This window comes from Achromobacter xylosoxidans, from assembly GCF_001457475.1.
Lineage (GTDB): Bacteria > Pseudomonadota > Gammaproteobacteria > Burkholderiales > Burkholderiaceae_B > Achromobacter > Achromobacter xylosoxidans.
In genome coordinates this window covers 2,082,869-2,100,409 of the sequence record NZ_LN831029.1, presented here as the reverse complement: position 1 = coordinate 2,100,409, position 17,541 = coordinate 2,082,869, and the positions used below count along the sequence as shown (strand labels likewise).

Here is a 17,541-nt window from a genome sequence, read left to right as displayed (position 1 = left end):
GAGCCGGCCATGGCCGCAATGTTCGAAGCGGCTGCCGACAACCGGCCGGCGCCCCTGGTGGCTTTCATCGATGACGACGACGAACTGCGCCGCGCCAACGTGCAGACACTCAAGCTGCGCGGTATCGACGTGCAAGCCCACACCAGCGCGCGCGGCGCGCTTGCCACCTTGAATCGTGATTTCGATGGCGTGGTGGTCACCGACATTCGCATGCCCGATATCGACGGCCTGCAACTGTTCCAGCGCCTGCGCGCCATCGATCCGGAAATTCCCGTCATCCTCATTACCGGCCATGGCGATATCGCCATGGCGGTGCAATGCATGCGCGACGGCGCCTATGATTTCCTGGCCAAGCCCTATCCGCCCGACCGCCTCGTCACCGCCATCACCCACGCCGCCGAAAAGCGCCACCTGGTGCTTGAAAACCGCCGCCTGCGCGAAGCGGCGTTCGCCGTCGAAGCCGATGAAGTGCCCTTTATCGGCACCACACCGGCCATGCAGCGCATCAAGCAGACCTTGCGCCACATCGCCGATGCGGACGTCGATGTCCTGGTGGAGGGCGAGACCGGCACGGGCAAGGAAGTGGTCGCCACCGCCCTGCATCGCCTGAGCCGCCGCCGTCACCGGGCGTTGGTCGCGATCAACTGTGGCGCGCTACCCGAAAGCGTGATCGAAAGTGAGCTGTTCGGCCATGAGGCCGGCGCCTTCACCGGCGCACAGAAGCGCCGCATCGGGCGTATCGAGCATGCCAGCGGCGGCACGCTGTTCCTGGACGAAATCGAAAGCATGCCGCTCGCCGTGCAGGTCAAGCTGCTGCGGGTACTGGAATCCCGCCAGATCACGCCGCTGGGCAGCAACGAGGTCCGCAACCTGGATCTGCGTGTCGTCGCCGCCACCAAGGAAGACCTGGGCAATCCCGCGATCCGCGCCAAATTCCGTGAAGATCTCTTCTACCGGCTCAACGTCGTCACCATCCGTATCCCGCCGCTGCGCGAACGCCGCGAGGACATTCCACTGCTGCTGGCCCATTATCTGGGTCACGCCTCGCGCCGCTTCCAACGCGACATTCCCGATATGCCGGCCGACATCAAGCGTCACCTGTTGACGCACGACTGGCCCGGCAACGTGCGGGAACTCGCCCACTTCGCCGAGCGCTTCGTGCTGGGCGTGCTCAACACGCCGGCCGCAGTCTCGCCAACCGCGGAAACCACGCCAGGCACCCTGCCGGAAAAGATGGAACGCTTCGAGGCCCAACTCATCCGCGACGCCCTCGCCGCCCACCAGGGCGATGTGCGCGCCACGCTGGAAGCGTTGGGCATTCCGCGCAAGACCTTCTACGACAAGCTGCAGCGCCACGGCATCGATCGGCAGGATTACACCGGCGCCACCAACTGAACCGTCCGCGCTGAATTTCCGTGGGATCAAGTAAAAACCCCCGTGCGGCGCCAGCCGCACGGGGGTTCTTTTGGGGCAAAAAACAAAACCCCACAGGCGCGAGCCTATGGGGTTTTGAGCAATAAAAGCCTGACGATGACCTACTTTCACAGACGTCCGTCCACTATCATCGGCGCAAAGGCGTTTCACTGTCCTGTTCGGGATGGGAAGGAGTGGTACCACCTTGCTATGGTCGTCAGGCGTAACGGGTTGAGAGATTGTCTTTGAGGGACAACCGCTCCAATCTTGGAAGAAGCGCAACGTGTGGGGATCAGAGAGTGTCTCGATGATCCCCCACAGGGGGTGTAATTGGTGTTGGCTGGCTGCTGACGGGGCAGCCAGATTTTGTATTGAACGACACTTGGAACGCTATACCACCAGGTCATAACCATCAGTGTTATAGGATCAAGCCTCACGAGCAATTAGTATCGGTTAGCTTAACGCATTACTGCGCTTCCACACCCGACCTATCAACGTCCTGGTCTCGAACGACTCTTCAGGGGGATCAAGTCCCCGGGATACCTAATCTTCAGACGAGTTTCCCGCTTAGATGCCTTCAGCGGTTATCTCTTCCGTACTTAGCTACCCGGCAATGCCATTGGCATGACAACCGGTACACCAGAGGTACGTCCACTCCGGTCCTCTCGTACTAGGAGCAGGCTCCGTCAAGTATCCAACGCCCACGGCAGATAGGGACCAAACTGTCTCACGACGTTTTAAACCCAGCTCACGTACCTCTTTAAATGGCGAACAGCCATACCCTTGGGACCGGCTACAGCCCCAGGATGAGATGAGCCGACATCGAGGTGCCAAACACCGCCGTCGATATGAACTCTTGGGCGGTATCAGCCTGTTATCCCCAGAGTACCTTTTATCCGTTGAGCGATGGCCCTTCCATTCAGAACCACCGGATCACTATGTCCTGCTTTCGCACCTGTTCGACTTGTCAGTCTCACAGTCAAGCACGCTTATGCCATTGCACTATCAGCACGATTTCCGACCGTACCTAGCGTACCTTCGAACTCCTCCGTTACACTTTGGGAGGAGACCGCCCCAGTCAAACTGCCCACCATGCACTGTCCCCGATCCGGATAACGGACCAAGGTTAGAACCGCAAACAAACCAGGGTGGTATTTCAAGGATGGCTCCACGTGATCTAGCGACCACGCTTCAAAGCCTCCCACCTATCCTACACAGGCCGGTTCACAGTCCAATGCAAAGCTACAGTAAAGGTTCATGGGGTCTTTCCGTCTAGCCGCGGGTAGATTGCATCATCACAAACACTTCAACTTCGCTGAGTCTCAGGAGGAGACAGTGTGGCCATCGTTACGCCATTCGTGCAGGTCGGAACTTACCCGACAAGGAATTTCGCTACCTTAGGACCGTTATAGTTACGGCCGCCGTTTACCGGGGCTTCGATCAAGAGCTTGCACCCCATCACTTAACCTTCCGGCACCGGGCAGGCGTCACACCCTATACGTCGACTTTCGTCTTTGCAGAGTGCTGTGTTTTTAATAAACAGTCGCAGCCACCGATTCTCTGCGACCCCATCATGCTAAGCGCGCAGGCGCTTCACACTACCGGGGTATACCTTCTCCCGAAGTTACGGTATCAATTTGCCGAGTTCCTTCTCCTGAGTTCTCTCAAGCGCCTTGGAATATTCATCCCGTCCACCTGTGTCGGTTTGCGGTACGGTCTCGTACAGCTGAAGCTTAGAGGCTTTTCTTGGAACCACTTCCAATCACTTCGCAAGCAATGCTCGCTCGTGCCATACCCTTGATTTACGCGCCCGGATTTGCCTAAGCGCCATCTTCGATATGTCAACAGGGACATCCAACACCCTGATGATCTTCCGCGATCCGTCCCCCCATCGCACTGTACGACGGTGCTGGAATATTAACCAGCTTCCCATCAGCTACGCATCTCTGCCTCGCCTTAGGGGCCGACTCACCCTGCGCCGATGAACGTTGCGCAGGAAACCTTGGACTTACGGCGAGGGGGCTTTTCACCCCCTTTATCGCTACTCATGTCAGCATTCGCACTTCTGATACCTCCAGCAGCCTTTACAAGCCACCTTCGCAGGCTTACAGAACGCTCTCCTACCGCGTGTACAAAGTACACACCCGCAGCTTCGGTTTATCGCTTAGCCCCGTTACATCTTCCGCGCAGGACGACTCGATCAGTGAGCTATTACGCTTTCTTTAAAGGATGGCTGCTTCTAAGCCAACCTCCTGACTGTCTATGCCTTCCCACTTCGTTTCCCACTTAGCGATAATTTGGGACCTTAGCTGGCGGTCTGGGTTGTTTCCCTCTTGAGTCCGGACGTTAGCACCCGGTGCTCTGTCTCCCAAGCTGTACTTGCGGGTATTCGGAGTTTGCCATAGTTTGGTAAGTCGCCATGACCCCCTAGCTATAACAGTGCTCTACCCCCCGCAGTAATACTTGAGGCACTACCTAAATAGTTTTCGGAGAGAACCAGCTATTTCCAGATTTGTTTAGCCTTTCACCCCTATCCACAGCTCATCCCCTAATTTTTCAACATTAGTGGGTTCGGTCCTCCAGCACGTGTTACCGTGCCTTCAACCTGGCCATGGATAGATCATCTGGTTTCGGGTCTACACCCAGCGACTGAATCGCCCTATTCGGACTCGCTTTCGCTACGGCTTCCCTATTCGGTTAACCTTGCCACTGAATGTAAGTCGCTGACCCATTATACAAAAGGTACGCAGTCACCCCACAAGGAGGCTCCTACTGTTTGTATGCATACGGTTTCAGGATCTATTTCACTCCCCTTCCGGGGTTCTTTTCGCCTTTCCCTCACGGTACTGGTTCACTATCGGTCGATCACGAGTATTTAGCCTTGGAGGATGGTCCCCCCATCTTCAAACAGGATTTCACGTGTCCCGCCCTACTTTTCTCACGCTTAGTTCCACACACAAAATTTCGTCTACAGGGCTATCACCTGCTACGGCCGGACTTTCCATTCCGTTCGACTATCTTGCATGCTAAAACGTGAAGGCTCTTCCGATTTCGCTCGCCACTACTTTCGGAATCTCGGTTGATTTCTTTTCCTCGAGCTACTGAGATGTTTCAGTTCACCCGGTTCGCTTCCACTGACCTATGTATTCAGTCAGGGATACTCCTTACGGAGTGGGTTTCCCCATTCGGATATCTGCGGATCAAAGCTTGTTTGCCAGCTCCCCGCAGCTTTTCGCAGGCTACTACGTCCTTCATCGCCTGTGATCGCCAAGGCATCCACCATATGCACTTAGTCGCTTGATCCTATAACGCTGTAGGCTATAGGACCTGAGTATTAGCGTTTGTGCCGTTCATAAGTTTCAAAGCAGTCTGAGGTTATTCACCCCAGTCTTGAGAACTTGGAACAAAATTAATGCAATCACAACCCGTACCCATCTTCATCAGCAAGCTGATTACTCGATGAGCACATTTCGTTGTGCTTCTTCCAGATTGTTAAAGAACGAATATAGCTGTTGAGTAAAACCCAACTCATAAGACCGGGCAGATATTATCCGCACGACACTATGAGTTAGCCTCTACATCCCACCAGGCACAGGTCTTGGTGGAGGTGAACGGGATCGAACCGATGACATCCTGCTTGCAAAGCAGGCGCTCTCCCAGCTGAGCTACACCCCCATATCCACGGCATCTCTACCTGCGAATACTTGGTGGGTCTGGTTGGATTCGAACCAACGACCCCCGCCTTATCAAGACGGTGCTCTAACCGACTGAGCTACAGACCCAAAACCTTCTCGGATCAGTAGTCAGAAGTCATGGACACAGGGAGGAGTCCCTCTACCCAAGCCCACAACCGATCCCAGCTATATCAAACAACCGATAAGAGTGGACGCTTAACACGAGCACTAAGCTCTGAAAGGAGGTGATCCAGCCGCACCTTCCGATACGGCTACCTTGTTACGACTTCACCCCAGTCATGAATCCTACCGTGGTAATCGCCCCCCTTGCGGTTAGGCTAACTACTTCTGGTAAAACCCACTCCCATGGTGTGACGGGCGGTGTGTACAAGACCCGGGAACGTATTCACCGCGACATGCTGATCCGCGATTACTAGCGATTCCGACTTCACGCAGTCGAGTTGCAGACTGCGATCCGGACTACGATCGGGTTTCTGGGATTGGCTCCCCCTCGCGGGTTGGCGACCCTCTGTCCCGACCATTGTATGACGTGTGAAGCCCTACCCATAAGGGCCATGAGGACTTGACGTCATCCCCACCTTCCTCCGGTTTGTCACCGGCAGTCTCATTAGAGTGCCCTTTCGTAGCAACTAATGACAAGGGTTGCGCTCGTTGCGGGACTTAACCCAACATCTCACGACACGAGCTGACGACAGCCATGCAGCACCTGTGTTCCGGTTCTCTTGCGAGCACTGCCAAATCTCTTCGGCATTCCAGACATGTCAAGGGTAGGTAAGGTTTTTCGCGTTGCATCGAATTAATCCACATCATCCACCGCTTGTGCGGGTCCCCGTCAATTCCTTTGAGTTTTAATCTTGCGACCGTACTCCCCAGGCGGTCAACTTCACGCGTTAGCTGCGCTACCAAGGCCCGAAGGCCCCAACAGCTAGTTGACATCGTTTAGGGCGTGGACTACCAGGGTATCTAATCCTGTTTGCTCCCCACGCTTTCGTGCATGAGCGTCAGTGTTATCCCAGGAGGCTGCCTTCGCCATCGGTGTTCCTCCGCATATCTACGCATTTCACTGCTACACGCGGAATTCCACCTCCCTCTGACACACTCTAGCCCGGTAGTTAAAAATGCAGTTCCAAAGTTAAGCTCTGGGATTTCACATCTTTCTTTCCGAACCGCCTGCGCACGCTTTACGCCCAGTAATTCCGATTAACGCTTGCACCCTACGTATTACCGCGGCTGCTGGCACGTAGTTAGCCGGTGCTTATTCTGCAGGTACCGTCAGTTTCGCGAGGTATTAACCCGCGACGTTTCTTTCCTGCCAAAAGTGCTTTACAACCCGAAGGCCTTCATCGCACACGCGGGATGGCTGGATCAGGGTTTCCCCCATTGTCCAAAATTCCCCACTGCTGCCTCCCGTAGGAGTCTGGGCCGTGTCTCAGTCCCAGTGTGGCTGGTCGTCCTCTCAAACCAGCTACGGATCGTCGCCTTGGTGAGCCGTTACCCCACCAACTAGCTAATCCGATATCGGCCGCTCCAATAGTGCAAGGTCTTGCGATCCCCTGCTTTCCCCCGTAGGGCGTATGCGGTATTAGCTACGCTTTCGCGTAGTTATCCCCCGCTACTGGGCACGTTCCGATACATTACTCACCCGTTCGCCACTCGCCACCAGACCGAAGTCCGTGCTGCCGTTCGACTTGCATGTGTAAGGCATCCCGCTAGCGTTCAATCTGAGCCAGGATCAAACTCTTCAGTTTAATCTCTGTATTTGTTTCGTATTTCTTAGTTCCGAAGAACCGAGTCATACGTCGCTACTCAAAGGAAGTGAGGTATGTGCTTAGACTTGACATCTAAGGTACTTCACTTCTAGTGAGCACTTGATTTCATTGTGCTTGTGAAAGGGTTTAAAACCCAGTCACTGTGCACCCGCATCAAGCGCCCACACTTATCGGTTGTTTAATTGTTAAAGAGCGGTACTGCCAAATTCTGTACTACCAAACTACTTACTGCATCTTCCGCTTTCTTCGGCGATTTCGCTTTCGCGTCGATCGCTGTGTCAGCAGCAGAGAAACGAGATTATGAAGAAGTTTTTATCGTTTGTCAAGTCAGCGTCGCTTGCTTCACTTCGCTGCCTTGCCTACGACCTCTTCAGGTCTCACCAGGCTCGCACCCGGCTTTCTCTTTAGCAGCTATCGAAATATCAGGGTTAACCCTAAGTTTTCGGTAACTGCCAAGCCTGAAACTATAACACAACTTTTGCAGATTATGCAACCGGCTTTTGCCTAACTTGCACCCTATCTTGCAACCCCGCCGCTTCGTGAATCGCTTCACTTCGCAGCAGCCCCGAATCGCTTCGGAGGTTGGTTACCGCTCCAGCTGGCTTGCAACGCTGACCAGACCACCCTACCGGGTAAACCCTGATTCGCTGTCACCAGCCAAGCCCAAGACTATAGCACAATTTTTGCAGATCGTGCAACTGGCTTCTGCCTGATTCGCACCATCCTATGCAAAATTCGCCGACCGCCGGTTCGAGAGAATCATCGCTGACTCACCGCCTTGCTGCCCTGCGGCAGATCCGCTTGCCGTAGCCCTCGGATCCGTTGCACTTGCCTGGCCCCGCCGCTCAACAAACTGCTTGAACTGCGAAGGAGCGAGACTATAGCACAGAATTTTCGACTGTCACACGCCGGACGCAAAAAGACTGATGAATTTTGCAGGACGTCGGAACGCAAGCCGCCCGCGGGCCTTCCGTCCCCTGCTCGCGCACTTGTCCAACGCCTCGTCTCTCTATATAGATAGCGTTGTGTGCCCGCGTGCCGATGGCGCAGTCTTCCCTATCTATATAGATATAGGGCGCTTCCCTCGCCCCCCTATCCATATGGATAGGCGATCTCGCCAGCCGGGCGCCGCGCCGCTTGCCCGGCGCGCCGGTACGTTTACTATTCGCCTTGCGCCGCACTGCCCTTAACTTGGAGAAGATGCCCCCATGCCCCCCACCATCGCGTTGAGCGAAGATATCCTGATCAACGTCACGCCTTTCGAGACCCGCGTCGCGCTGGTCGAGCAAGGGTCGGTGCAGGAGCTGCACGTGGAACGCAGCATCCAGCGCGGGCACGTCGGCAATATCTACCTGGGACGCGTGGTCCGGGTGCTGCCGGGCATGCAGAGCGCCTTCATCGACATCGGCCTGGAGCGGGCCGCCTTCATCCACATCGCGGACCTGCGCGAGAACCGGGGCGAGCGCAGCCAGGGCCTGACGCCGACGCCCATCGAAAAACTGCTGTTCGAGGGGCAGACCATCATGGTCCAGGTGGTCAAGGATCCCCTGGGCACCAAGGGCGCCCGCCTGTCGACGCAGATCAGCATGGCCGGCCGCATGCTGGTATACCTGCCGCACGATCCGCACATCGGCATTTCGCAGAAGATCGACTCGGAGTCCGAGCGCATCCAACTGCGCGAGCGGCTGCAGGCGTTGATGCCTAGCGAGGAAAAAGGCGGCTTCATCGTGCGCACCCAGGCCGAAGGCGCCAATGACGAGGAATTGGCGGCCGACCTGGAATACCTGCGCAAGCTCTGGACCAGTGTGCAGGCCGCGGCCCGCACCCAACCGGCGCCGGCGCTGCTGCACCAGGACCTGACACTGGCGCAGAGAGTGCTGCGCGACATGGTGGGGCCGTCGACGGGCGCCATCCTGGTCGACTCGCGCACCACCACCGCGGCGATGCTGGAATGGGCCCGCGTCTATACGCCTTCCGTGGTCGATCGCATCCAGCATTACAGCGGAGAGCGCCCCCTGTTCGATACGGCCAACGTCGACGAGGAGATTGCGCGGGCCCTGTCGCGCCGCGTCGACCTGAAGTCGGGCGGCTACCTGATCATCGACCAGACCGAGGCGTTGACCACGGTCGACGTCAATACCGGCGGCTTCGTCGGCGGCCGCAACTTCGACGACACCATCTTCAAGACCAATCTGGAAGCCGCGCAGGCCATTGCCCGTCAATTGCGGCTGCGCAACCTGGGCGGCATCGTGATCCTGGACTTCATCGACATGGAGGAACAGGAGCACCGCGAGACCGTGCTGGCCGAACTGAAGAAGGCGCTGGCGCGCGACCGCACCCGCATGACGGTCAATGGCTTCACGCAGCTGGGCCTGGTGGAAATGACGCGCAAGCGCACCCGTGATTCGCTGGCGCACCAGCTGTGCGAGCCCTGCCCCATGTGCGAGTCGCGCGGTAACGTGCGCACGCCGCGCACGGTCTGCTACGAGATCCTGCGCGAGATCCTGCGCGAGGCGCGCCAGTTCAATCCCAAGGAATTCCGCATCCTGGCGTCGCAGGACGTGGTGGACCTGTTCCTGGAAGAGGAAAGCCAGCACCTGGCGATGCTGGGCGATTTCGTGGGCAAGCGGGTGTCGCTGGAAGTCGAGAGCACGTATTCGCAGGAAAAGTACGACATCATCCTAGTTTGAAACCCGCAGCCTTGCCGGCCCATGGCCGGTACTCCATGATCTGTGATGCCGGAAAGCCGCGACAGCGGCTTTCTTCTTTCATGGCGACCTTATTCCATCGTGACCATCCTTCATGGCGGCCGTACTCCGCCCTGCCTACGCCCGCTCGCGCGTACCAGCTGCCATGCAAATTTTCACGTCAATGTGTGTGAATTTTGTATCTTGGCACTTCGATTGAAATGAAGTTTGAAACCAATGGCGACGAAGGCCACGACCCGATAAGCTCGCCCCCGGCTGGCCACCCCCGGTTTTAAAAGGGGCGCGCCATTTCCCATGTTTTCCGGAGAATCACGTAATGAAATCCCTATTCCGTCCTTTCGTGCTGCTGGCCCTGGCGTTGCCGCTGGCGCTGACCGCTTGCGGCAACAAGGAGCCTGAGCAACGCGCGGCGTTCACGCAGTTCCTGCAGACCCGCATCGTCGACAAGCCGGGCGTGCGCGTGCCGCAGCTGACGGAAGAAGAGAAGAAGTCCTTCGGTGACTACGCCGCGCAGTATGCGGTGATCACCGATTTCAACGCCGGCATGGACGCTTCGGTCAAGCCGATGGGCAGCCTCATGCAGAAGGGCGCCGTGCGTTCGCTGAACGACGTGGTGGCCCGGCGCGACGACATCAAGACGGTGCAGACCGCGCTCAAGGACATGGGCGAGGCCCTGACCAAGGAGCAGGCCAAGGCGGACGCGGCGCGCGCGCAACTGAAGCAGCCCGACGACCTGAAGGCGGTGTATGACAAGGCCTACGCCAAGACGGTGACGGTGCCGGCCGACACCTTCCGCGAAGTGTTGCCGCAAATCAGCGGCACGCTGGACAGCAGCCTCAAGGTGGCGGAATACGTCGAAACGCACAAGGCGCAGATCGACCTGACGGGCCCGGCGCCGCGGGTGCAGGACCCGGCCGTGCTGGCCGAGCTGAACAAGCTGCTGCAGGAATTGACCGCCCAGGCGCAGAAGGTGCAACAGGCGCAAACTCGCCTGCAGGCCGTCATGCTCGGCCGCTGAGCGCCTCGCTGGCATCTCGACGGGACGGTCCTTGCAACGGCCGTCCCGTTTTTCTTGGCGTCCGCGACGGCGGCGACAGGCCGACGCCCGTCATGGGCCGGCAGCCACGACGCGGTTGCGCCCGGCCTCCTTGGCACGGTAGACGGCCGCATCGGCGGCTTCAACCAGGGCGGCGACTTCGTCGCCCGGCCGGGGCACCGCGGTGGCCACGCCGATGCTGACGGTGACAATGCCGCCTTCGTTGTCTTCGTGCTGCGCGTGCAGGCCGACCACGGCCTGGCGTATGCGTTCGGCGATGTCGATCGCATGCTCGAGCGGGGTATTGGGCAACAGTGCCACGAACTCCTCGCCGCCATAGCGCGCCGCCAGGTCGCGAGGGCGCCGCGCCTTGCCGCGCACGGTCAGCGCCAGTATCTTGAGCAGCTCGTCGCCCTCCTGGTGACCATAGCGGTCGTTGTAGAGCTTGAAGCGGTCGGCGTCGAGAAACAGCAGTGACAAGGGTTCGCCGTCGCGGCCCGCGCTGGCCCATTCGCGCGCCAGTGCTTCATCGAAGGTGCGGCGGTTGGCAATGCCTGTCAGGCCATCGGTCTGGGCCTCTTTTTCAAGCCTGGTCTCCACTTCCAGGCGCAACCGCGTCTCGCGCCGGTACAGCACGACCTGCGCCACCACCGAGGCGAACAGCGCCAGGGTGATGGGGATGACCAGCATCGCCCGTCGTTCCCATGGCGCCAGGACTTCGTCGACCGCCATCGCGACGTCGATGACCAGCGGCGTGCCGGGCACGCTGTCGAAGGTATAAAGACGGTCGACGCCATCCGGAGCCAGCGCGCCGACGAACACGCCTTCGCGGCGGATCAGGAATTGCTGGAAGTCCGGTTCCTGGCCGATGTCGGCGTCCAGGTCCGCGGAGGAATAAGGCGTGCGCGCGAGCACCGCGCCATCGTTGCGGAAGATGGTGATGGAATCGCGCGGGCCGATCGACAGCCCGGCGAAGCGCTCGCGGAAATAGGCCAGGCGCAGCGACCCGGTGACCACGCCGGCGAAGCTGCCGTCGGGCGCGGCAAGCCGGCGGCTGATGCCGATGCTCTCGTCGCCGCCGCGCAAGCGGCTGAGGTACGGACGGCTGACATACATGCCGGCGTCGGGCCTGTCGCGATGGACCTGGAAGAAGTCGCGGTCGGCGAAATTGGCGATGGGAGGATCGAGACTCTGTGAGTCGTAGCGGACGTTTCCGTCGCGGTCCAGGATGAGGATGGTGCCAAGGTACTCGGCGCTGGCGGCGCGGTCGAACAGGAAGCGATGCAGGGTGCCGCGTGGCAGGTCTTCGATACCCGGCTCTTGCAGGCGTTCAATGACGCCTTGCAGCGACAGGTCATAGACGCGAATGGTGCGGCTGATGTCGGCCGACAGCACTTCCGTCAGGTTGCCGGCGGCGACGTAGGCGAGGTTCCAGGTGATGCGCCGGTCCGTCCAGAGCAACGCGATCGAGGCGGCGCAGATGCCGATGGCGATCAACCCCGCGAGGGCGTACAGGCTGCGATGTAGAAACCCATGGGACTTCAATACGGCGCTCCTTCGCGATCGCGGCGGGGTGTCATGCCTTTTACGGGTCATGATGCCGCAAGCGCGGGCGACCATGCAAGATGGCGCCCGTTCACAGCCAGGAACGGCGTCGGCGGATCCACGCCGGGGCGTACCGATCGATATCGAAAGCCGTATCGGCATGGCGCCGACCGGGCATCTTGCCTGGTGGCGCCAGGCCGGCAAGCGCCGCGTGGCGATGGCAGCCGGCCACGCGCCCCCCACGGCCGCGCGGCCGGGCCAGCGCGTCAGGACAGCGTGGCGGCGATCCGGAAGGGGAAGGCCTTGGCGCCGCGCGCCTTGTCGGTTTCGCGATGGGCGCTGATGGCCCAGGCGGGGCCGGCCCCGCCCGCCGACAGGACGAGCTGGCGCATGGCGCCCGCGCAAAACCCGCAACGCAGGGTCGTGGCTTGACGGCGTGCAAGCTCAAGCGCGACCGCTTGCGGGGTCGTGGAAATCCGATCCGATTGCAGCATGGCAGCCCCCTGGCAGAAACGCTCCGGAAGTGGAGCGCGCTTGAAGCTAAATCTACCTCAGCCGATCGGACTTGCGCGTGAAATGATGCGTAAAGTAATGCAAAGAGGCTGTAATACGCGATACAGGTCGCTTGTCATACGGCGGTCATGCCGGCGCGCCAGGCTCCGCATGCCCGGCCGGCGCCACGGTTTCACGGTCCGGCTGGTCGTTCCTGCCATCCGCCGGGCCGGTCATGTTGCCGTACAGCAGCGAGCGCCCGGCGAACAGGCCGCCGGCCACCTCCAGCTCGAACCGGTCGGTGTCCCGCTTGCGCACGTCCGCCACCACGTCGGCGGCTTCGTCCGGCGGCACGCCGATGGCGCGCAGCGCGGCTTCGCCGAAAACCAGGGCCGATTCCAGGGTCTCGCGCACCTGGTAGTCGACCCCTTCCCTGGCCAGCGCCAGGGAATGGATGCGGTCATAGGCCCGCACCACCAGTTGCACCAGGGGGAATTCCGATTTGATCAGCTTGACCATGTGGTTGACTGACTGCGGATTGTCGATGCAGATCAGGATGGCCTTGGCGGTTTCGGCGCCGGCCGTGCGCAGCATGTCGATGCGGGTACCGTCCCCGTAATAAACCTTGACGCCCCATTTGGCGGCCGCGCGGATGGCATCGGTGTCGATATCCAGGATCGAGACCTTCATGTCGCGCGCCAGCATTGCCTGCGTCACGATCTGGCCGAAACGGCCGAAACCCACGATCAGCGCGCAACCTTCCAGGTCCCGGGCCACGTCCACCCCTTCCATCGAGGGGACGGGTTTGGGCAGCAGCCAGCGCAGCGCCAGTACGCACAAGGGCGTCAAGGCCATGGAAATGATGACCACGGCGATCAGCACGGCGGCCAGGTGCGCATCGAAGATGCCCGCGGCCGCGGCGGCGCCGTAGAGCACGAAGGCGAATTCGCCCCCTTGGGCCAACAACGCCGCGCGGGTCACGGCCTCGGCATGGCTGGCGCGCAACAGTCGGGCGACCAGGTAGACGCCCACCGATTTGACCAGCATGAAGACCAGCACGCCCGCCAGGATCAACTGCCATTCACGCGCCACCGCGGCCAGGTCCAGCGACATGCCGACGCCCAGGAAGAACAGGCCCAGGAGGATGCCGCGGAACGGCTCGACCTCGGCCTCCAGCTGATGGCGGAAGGTGGACTCGGACAGCAACACGCCGGCCAGGAAGGCGCCCATGGCCATCGACAGGCCGCCCAATTCCATCAGCAGCGCCGCGCCCAGCACCACCAGCAGCGCGGCGGCGGTCATCACTTCGCGGGCATGCGCGGCCGCCAACAGGCGGAACAAGGGGTTGAGCAACCAGCGCCCGGCCGCCAGCAGCGCCAGGACGCAACCGATGGCGATGGCCGCCTGCAGCCAGGGATCGCCATGCTCGGTGGTGCCTGCCGGCGCCAACAACGCCACCAGGGCCAACAAGGGCACGATGGCGAGGTCTTCGAGCAGCAGGATGGAAACGATGCGCTGGCCCTGGGCGCTGGCGGTCTCGTCGCGCTCGCCCAGTATCTGCATGACGATGGCGGTGGACGACAGCACGAAACCCATCGCCGCCATGAAGGCCGCCGGCCCCGACAATCCGGCCAACAGGCCGACCGCCGTCAACAGCGCGCCACAGGCCACCACCTGGGCCACGCCCAGGCCGAAGATTTCCCCGCGCAGCTTCCATAGTCGCGACGGCTGCATTTCCAGGCCGATGATGAACAGAAACATCACCACGCCGAGTTCGGCCACATGCAGGATGGAACGGGGGTCGGAGAACCAGCCGATGCCGAACGGGCCGATGGCCAGGCCGGCGGCCAGGTAACCCAGGACGGAACCGAGTCCCAGGCGCTTGAACAAGGGCACCGCCACCACCGCCGCGCCCAGCAGGACGACGACGTTGACCAGCTGGTTGCCTTCTGCGGGCAGGGACATGGGCGGCTCCTGGGTGGCCTGGCGCGGCGCCCCGGGCGCCGCGCACGCGATCAGTCTTCGCGGAACTGCATGTTGTAGAGCGAGGCGTACAGGCCGTCGGCGGCCAGCAGCTCGGCGTGGGCGCCCTGCTCGACGATCTTGCCGGCGTCCAGCACGATGATGCGGTCGGCGTTCTGCACCGTGGACAGGCGGTGCGCGATGACCAGCGTCGTGCGCCCCTTCATCAGGCGCTCGAGCGAGGCCTGCACCTGGCGTTCGGACTCGTTGTCGAGGGCGGAGGTGGCCTCGTCGAGGATCAGGATCGGCGCGTTCTTGATCAGGGCGCGGGCGATCGCCAGGCGTTGGCGCTGGCCGCCGGACAGGCGGGCGGCGTTTTCGCCCACCGGCGTATTGATGCCCTGCGGCAGGCCTTCGACGAAATCGAGCAGGTTGGCGGCGGCCAGCGCGTCACGCACCTGCTGCTCGCTGGCTTCGCCCAGGGCGCCGTAGCCGACGTTGGCGGCGATGGTGTCGTCGAACAGCACCACGTCCTGGCTGACCAGCGACAGGTGCGACCGCAGGCTGCGCAGCTTAAGGTCGTTGATCGGCACGTCGTCGACGTAGATGGCGCCGCTGTCGGCCAGCACGAAGCGCGGCAGCATGTTGACCAGCGTGGTCTTGCCGCTGCCGGAGCGTCCCACCAGCGCCACGGTCTGGCCGGGTTCGACCACGAAGGACACGTCATTGACGGTGTCGCGGTCGGCGTCGGCGAAGCGGTGGGTGACGTTGCGGAACTCCACCTTGCCGCGCACGGGCTCGGGCAGTTCGCGCGTGCCGGTGTCGCTTTCGGGCACTTGGTCGATCAGGGTGAACACGCTTTCGGCCGACACCAGCATCTTCTGCATGCGCGCGGCCAGGTTGGTCAGGCGCTTGATGGGGTCGAAGATCTGCGCCAGCGCGGCCATGAAGGAGGCGAAGCTGCCGACCGTGAGCGAGCCGTTGTTGGCCTGGCCCAAGGCGACGGCGATGACCGCGCCCACCGAGATCGAGATGCACACCTGCGTCAGGGGCGTCAGGGCGGCGTCGGCGGTGGCGGTGCGCATGGCGAAGCGGCGCAGGCGGCTGCTGACGAAATCGAAGCGGCCGCGTTCGACCTCGTAGCCGTCGAACAGCTTGATGACGCGCTGGCCGTCGATGCCCTCGCTGACCACCCGGGTCAGTTCGGCGTTCATGTTGACGGTGTCGCGGTTGATGCGGCGCAGGCGCTTGATGAAGGTGCGCGCGATCAGCACCGAGACGGGCAGCATGATCAGGATGATCAGGGTCAGCACCCACGAGGTGTACAGCAGCACGCAGATCAGGGCGATGACCACCAGGGTTTCACGCACCAGCACCGTGATGACGTCGGTGGCGTAGCCGGTGACGTTGCCCGCGTCGATGGTGAATCGGTTCAGCAGGCGGCCGGTGTCGCCGCGCTTGAAATCGGCGTCGGGCAGGCCCAGCAGGCGTTCGAACATGTCGCGCCGCATGCCCAGCAGAACGTTGTTGGCGACCCAGGCCAGCAGGTAGTCGCTGAAGAAGTTGCAGACGCCGCGCAAGAAGATCAACCCGACCACCGCCAGCGGCAGCGCCCAGACATAGTACGGTTTGGCGCCCGAGAAGCCGTCGTCCAGCAGGGGCTGCATAATGACGGCCAGCGTGGGCTGCGTGGCGGCGGCGCCGGCCATCAGCAGGGTCGCCAGCACCAGCCCCTTCCAGTAGGAACCGACCCGGCTATAGATTCGGCTCCAGAGTTCAGCTTTGACAGGCTGGGAGCCTGCGGGCGCGTTGCGTGCGGCAGAATTCAATGGAATCACTCGCTTTTATACAATTGTGCCCCGGATTGTACTGGCTACGCGTTGCCGCGCGGGGCCGGGCGTCCCCCTTTCAGTTCCTATCGCGCGGTGCGCCTGTCCATGTCCGAAATCAGTTGCCTCTACGTCCGCCTGCCCAATTGGGTGGGCGATGTCTGCATGAGCCTGCCCAGCCTGCGGGCCTTGCAGGCCGCCGGCTTGCCCCTGGTTATCTGTGCCCGCCCCTGGGCGCGGGACCTGTTGGACGGGATCGACAAACGGGAGTTCCTGCCGATGCTGGGAAAAGTGGGGCCGGATAGAGCCACGGTCAGCGCCCATCGCCGCGCCCTGGGCGCCGAGGGCCGGCGCGCCCGCGGCCTGTTGTTGCCGGATTCGCTGTCCAGCGCGCTGGTGTTCCGGCTGGCGGGAGTGCCATCGGCGGGCTATCGCGACGACGGCCGCAGCTTCCTGTTGCGCTGGCCGGTGGCCAAGCCGGACGCCGCCCTGCACGCGGTGCAGTCCTGGCATCACCTGACACGCGAAGCGCTGGCCCGCTGGGGTCTGCCCACCGGCCCCGCCGACCCGGCTCCCACACTCGACCTGCCCCTGACGCCAACGCACCAGGGCGCCGCCGACCTGGCCCTGGAGGCGGCGGGCCTGGCCGGGCAGCGCTTCGTCCTGATCGCGCCCACGGCCACCGGGCTGCACAAGGGAAAGATCAAGGTGTGGCCAGGATTCGATACACTTACCCGCGCCTTGCAGGCACGGGGCCATACCGTGGTAATGTGCCCCCCTCCGGCGGAAACCGACGAAGCCCGGCGCAATGCCCCGAGCGCGCAGTTGCTGCCTCCCTTGTCCCTGGGCGCGTTCGCCGCGTTGACGACCAAAGCAGCATTGGTGGTCTGCAACGATTCCGGCGTTTCGCACGTCGCCGCGGCGGCCGGCGCGCGGGAACTCACGCTATTCGGCGTCACCCGCCCCGGCCGGACCGGACCGTGGTCGCCCCGGGCGGTGTGCATCGGTTCGGAAACGGCATGGCCATCCGCCGAGGCGGTGCAACAGCAGGCCAACGCCATGCTGGACGATGCGCGGTAAACAGTTTGTCTT

Annotated in this window: 8 protein-coding genes, 2 tRNA genes and 3 rRNA genes; 4 read left to right on the top strand and 9 right to left on the bottom strand. The window is 61.4% G+C overall.

Translation table 11 applies throughout. The features are described from left to right. The first annotated feature begins 9 nt into the window (after positions 1-9). A complete protein-coding gene (locus AT699_RS09490) occupies positions 10-1,395 on the top strand; it encodes a sigma-54-dependent transcriptional regulator (protein WP_058207274.1) in 1,386 nt (461 codons plus the stop codon). A 127-nt stretch (positions 1,396-1,522) separates the two neighbouring features. Here AT699_RS09490 and rrf read toward each other — a convergent pair. From rrf to AT699_RS09465, 5 genes are all read right to left on the bottom strand, one after another. After that, positions 1,523-1,635, bottom strand: a 5S ribosomal RNA gene (gene rrf / locus AT699_RS09485). Between the two features lie 200 nt (positions 1,636-1,835). Then, positions 1,836-4,716: ribosomal RNA gene (locus AT699_RS09480) — 23S ribosomal RNA — on the bottom strand. Between the two features lie 296 nt (positions 4,717-5,012). Then, positions 5,013-5,088, bottom strand: a tRNA-Ala gene (locus AT699_RS09475). A 30-nt stretch (positions 5,089-5,118) separates the two neighbouring features. Further along, positions 5,119-5,195, bottom strand: a tRNA-Ile gene (locus AT699_RS09470). Positions 5,196-5,325: 130 nt separating this feature from the next. Continuing rightward, a 16S ribosomal RNA gene (locus tag AT699_RS09465) occupies positions 5,326-6,856 on the bottom strand. The 16S, 23S and 5S rRNA genes sit together here with 2 tRNA genes alongside, the layout of an rRNA operon. A gap of 1,247 nt (positions 6,857-8,103) precedes the next feature. Here AT699_RS09465 and rng point away from each other — a divergent pair. Together rng and AT699_RS09455 are read left to right on the top strand one after the other, a co-directional pair. Continuing rightward, positions 8,104-9,567, top strand: coding sequence for a ribonuclease G (gene rng, locus AT699_RS09460; protein WP_026384722.1), 1,464 nt, complete (start codon positions 8,104-8,106; stop codon positions 9,565-9,567). Positions 9,568-9,901: 334 nt separating this feature from the next. After that, positions 9,902-10,603, top strand: a complete 702-nt coding sequence (locus AT699_RS09455) for a DUF3053 domain-containing protein (RefSeq protein ID WP_006384024.1) — start codon at positions 9,902-9,904, stop codon at positions 10,601-10,603. A 90-nt stretch (positions 10,604-10,693) separates the two neighbouring features. Here AT699_RS09455 and AT699_RS09450 read toward each other — a convergent pair whose 3' ends face one another. The 4 genes from AT699_RS09450 to msbA all read right to left on the bottom strand — a co-directional run bounded on the left by AT699_RS09450 (position 10,694) and on the right by msbA (position 16,449). Beyond that, a complete protein-coding gene (locus AT699_RS09450) occupies positions 10,694-12,166 on the bottom strand; it encodes a sensor domain-containing diguanylate cyclase (RefSeq protein ID WP_024068312.1) in 1,473 nt (490 codons plus the stop codon). A gap of 266 nt (positions 12,167-12,432) precedes the next feature. Continuing rightward, the gene (locus AT699_RS09445; protein WP_006384026.1) at positions 12,433-12,660 is read right to left on the bottom strand and encodes a hypothetical protein; all 228 of its coding nucleotides are present in this window, start codon (positions 12,658-12,660) and stop codon (positions 12,433-12,435) included. Positions 12,661-12,805: 145 nt separating this feature from the next. Then, a complete protein-coding gene (locus tag AT699_RS09440) occupies positions 12,806-14,623 on the bottom strand; it encodes a monovalent cation:proton antiporter-2 (CPA2) family protein (protein ID WP_006384027.1) in 1,818 nt (605 codons plus the stop codon). 50 nt (positions 14,624-14,673) lie between these two features. Next, positions 14,674-16,449: a lipid A export permease/ATP-binding protein MsbA gene (gene msbA, locus AT699_RS09435; protein ID WP_035181076.1), complete on the bottom strand. Its 1,776-nt coding sequence runs from the start codon at positions 16,447-16,449 to the stop codon at positions 14,674-14,676. Between the two features lie 108 nt (positions 16,450-16,557). On the opposite strand from msbA, the gene AT699_RS09430 reads away from it, so the two are divergent. Beyond that, on the top strand, positions 16,558-17,529 hold the full coding sequence (locus AT699_RS09430; protein ID WP_026382735.1) for a glycosyltransferase family 9 protein: 972 nt from the start codon (positions 16,558-16,560) through the stop codon (positions 17,527-17,529). Positions 17,530-17,541: the final 12 nt, after the last annotated feature.

Coding starts and splice junctions, on each gene's coding strand:
- AT699_RS09445 (WP_006384026.1), bottom strand. CDS start 12,660: ATGCTGCAATCGGATCGGATTTCCACGACCCCGCAAGCGGTCGCGCTT.
- AT699_RS09430 (WP_026382735.1), top strand. CDS start 16,558: ATGTCCGAAATCAGTTGCCTCTACGTCCGCCTGCCCAATTGGGTGGGC.
- AT699_RS09490 (WP_058207274.1), top strand. CDS start 10: ATGGCCGCAATGTTCGAAGCGGCTGCCGACAACCGGCCGGCGCCCCTG.
- AT699_RS09455 (WP_006384024.1), top strand. CDS start 9,902: ATGAAATCCCTATTCCGTCCTTTCGTGCTGCTGGCCCTGGCGTTGCCG.
- AT699_RS09440 (WP_006384027.1), bottom strand. CDS start 14,623: ATGTCCCTGCCCGCAGAAGGCAACCAGCTGGTCAACGTCGTCGTCCTG.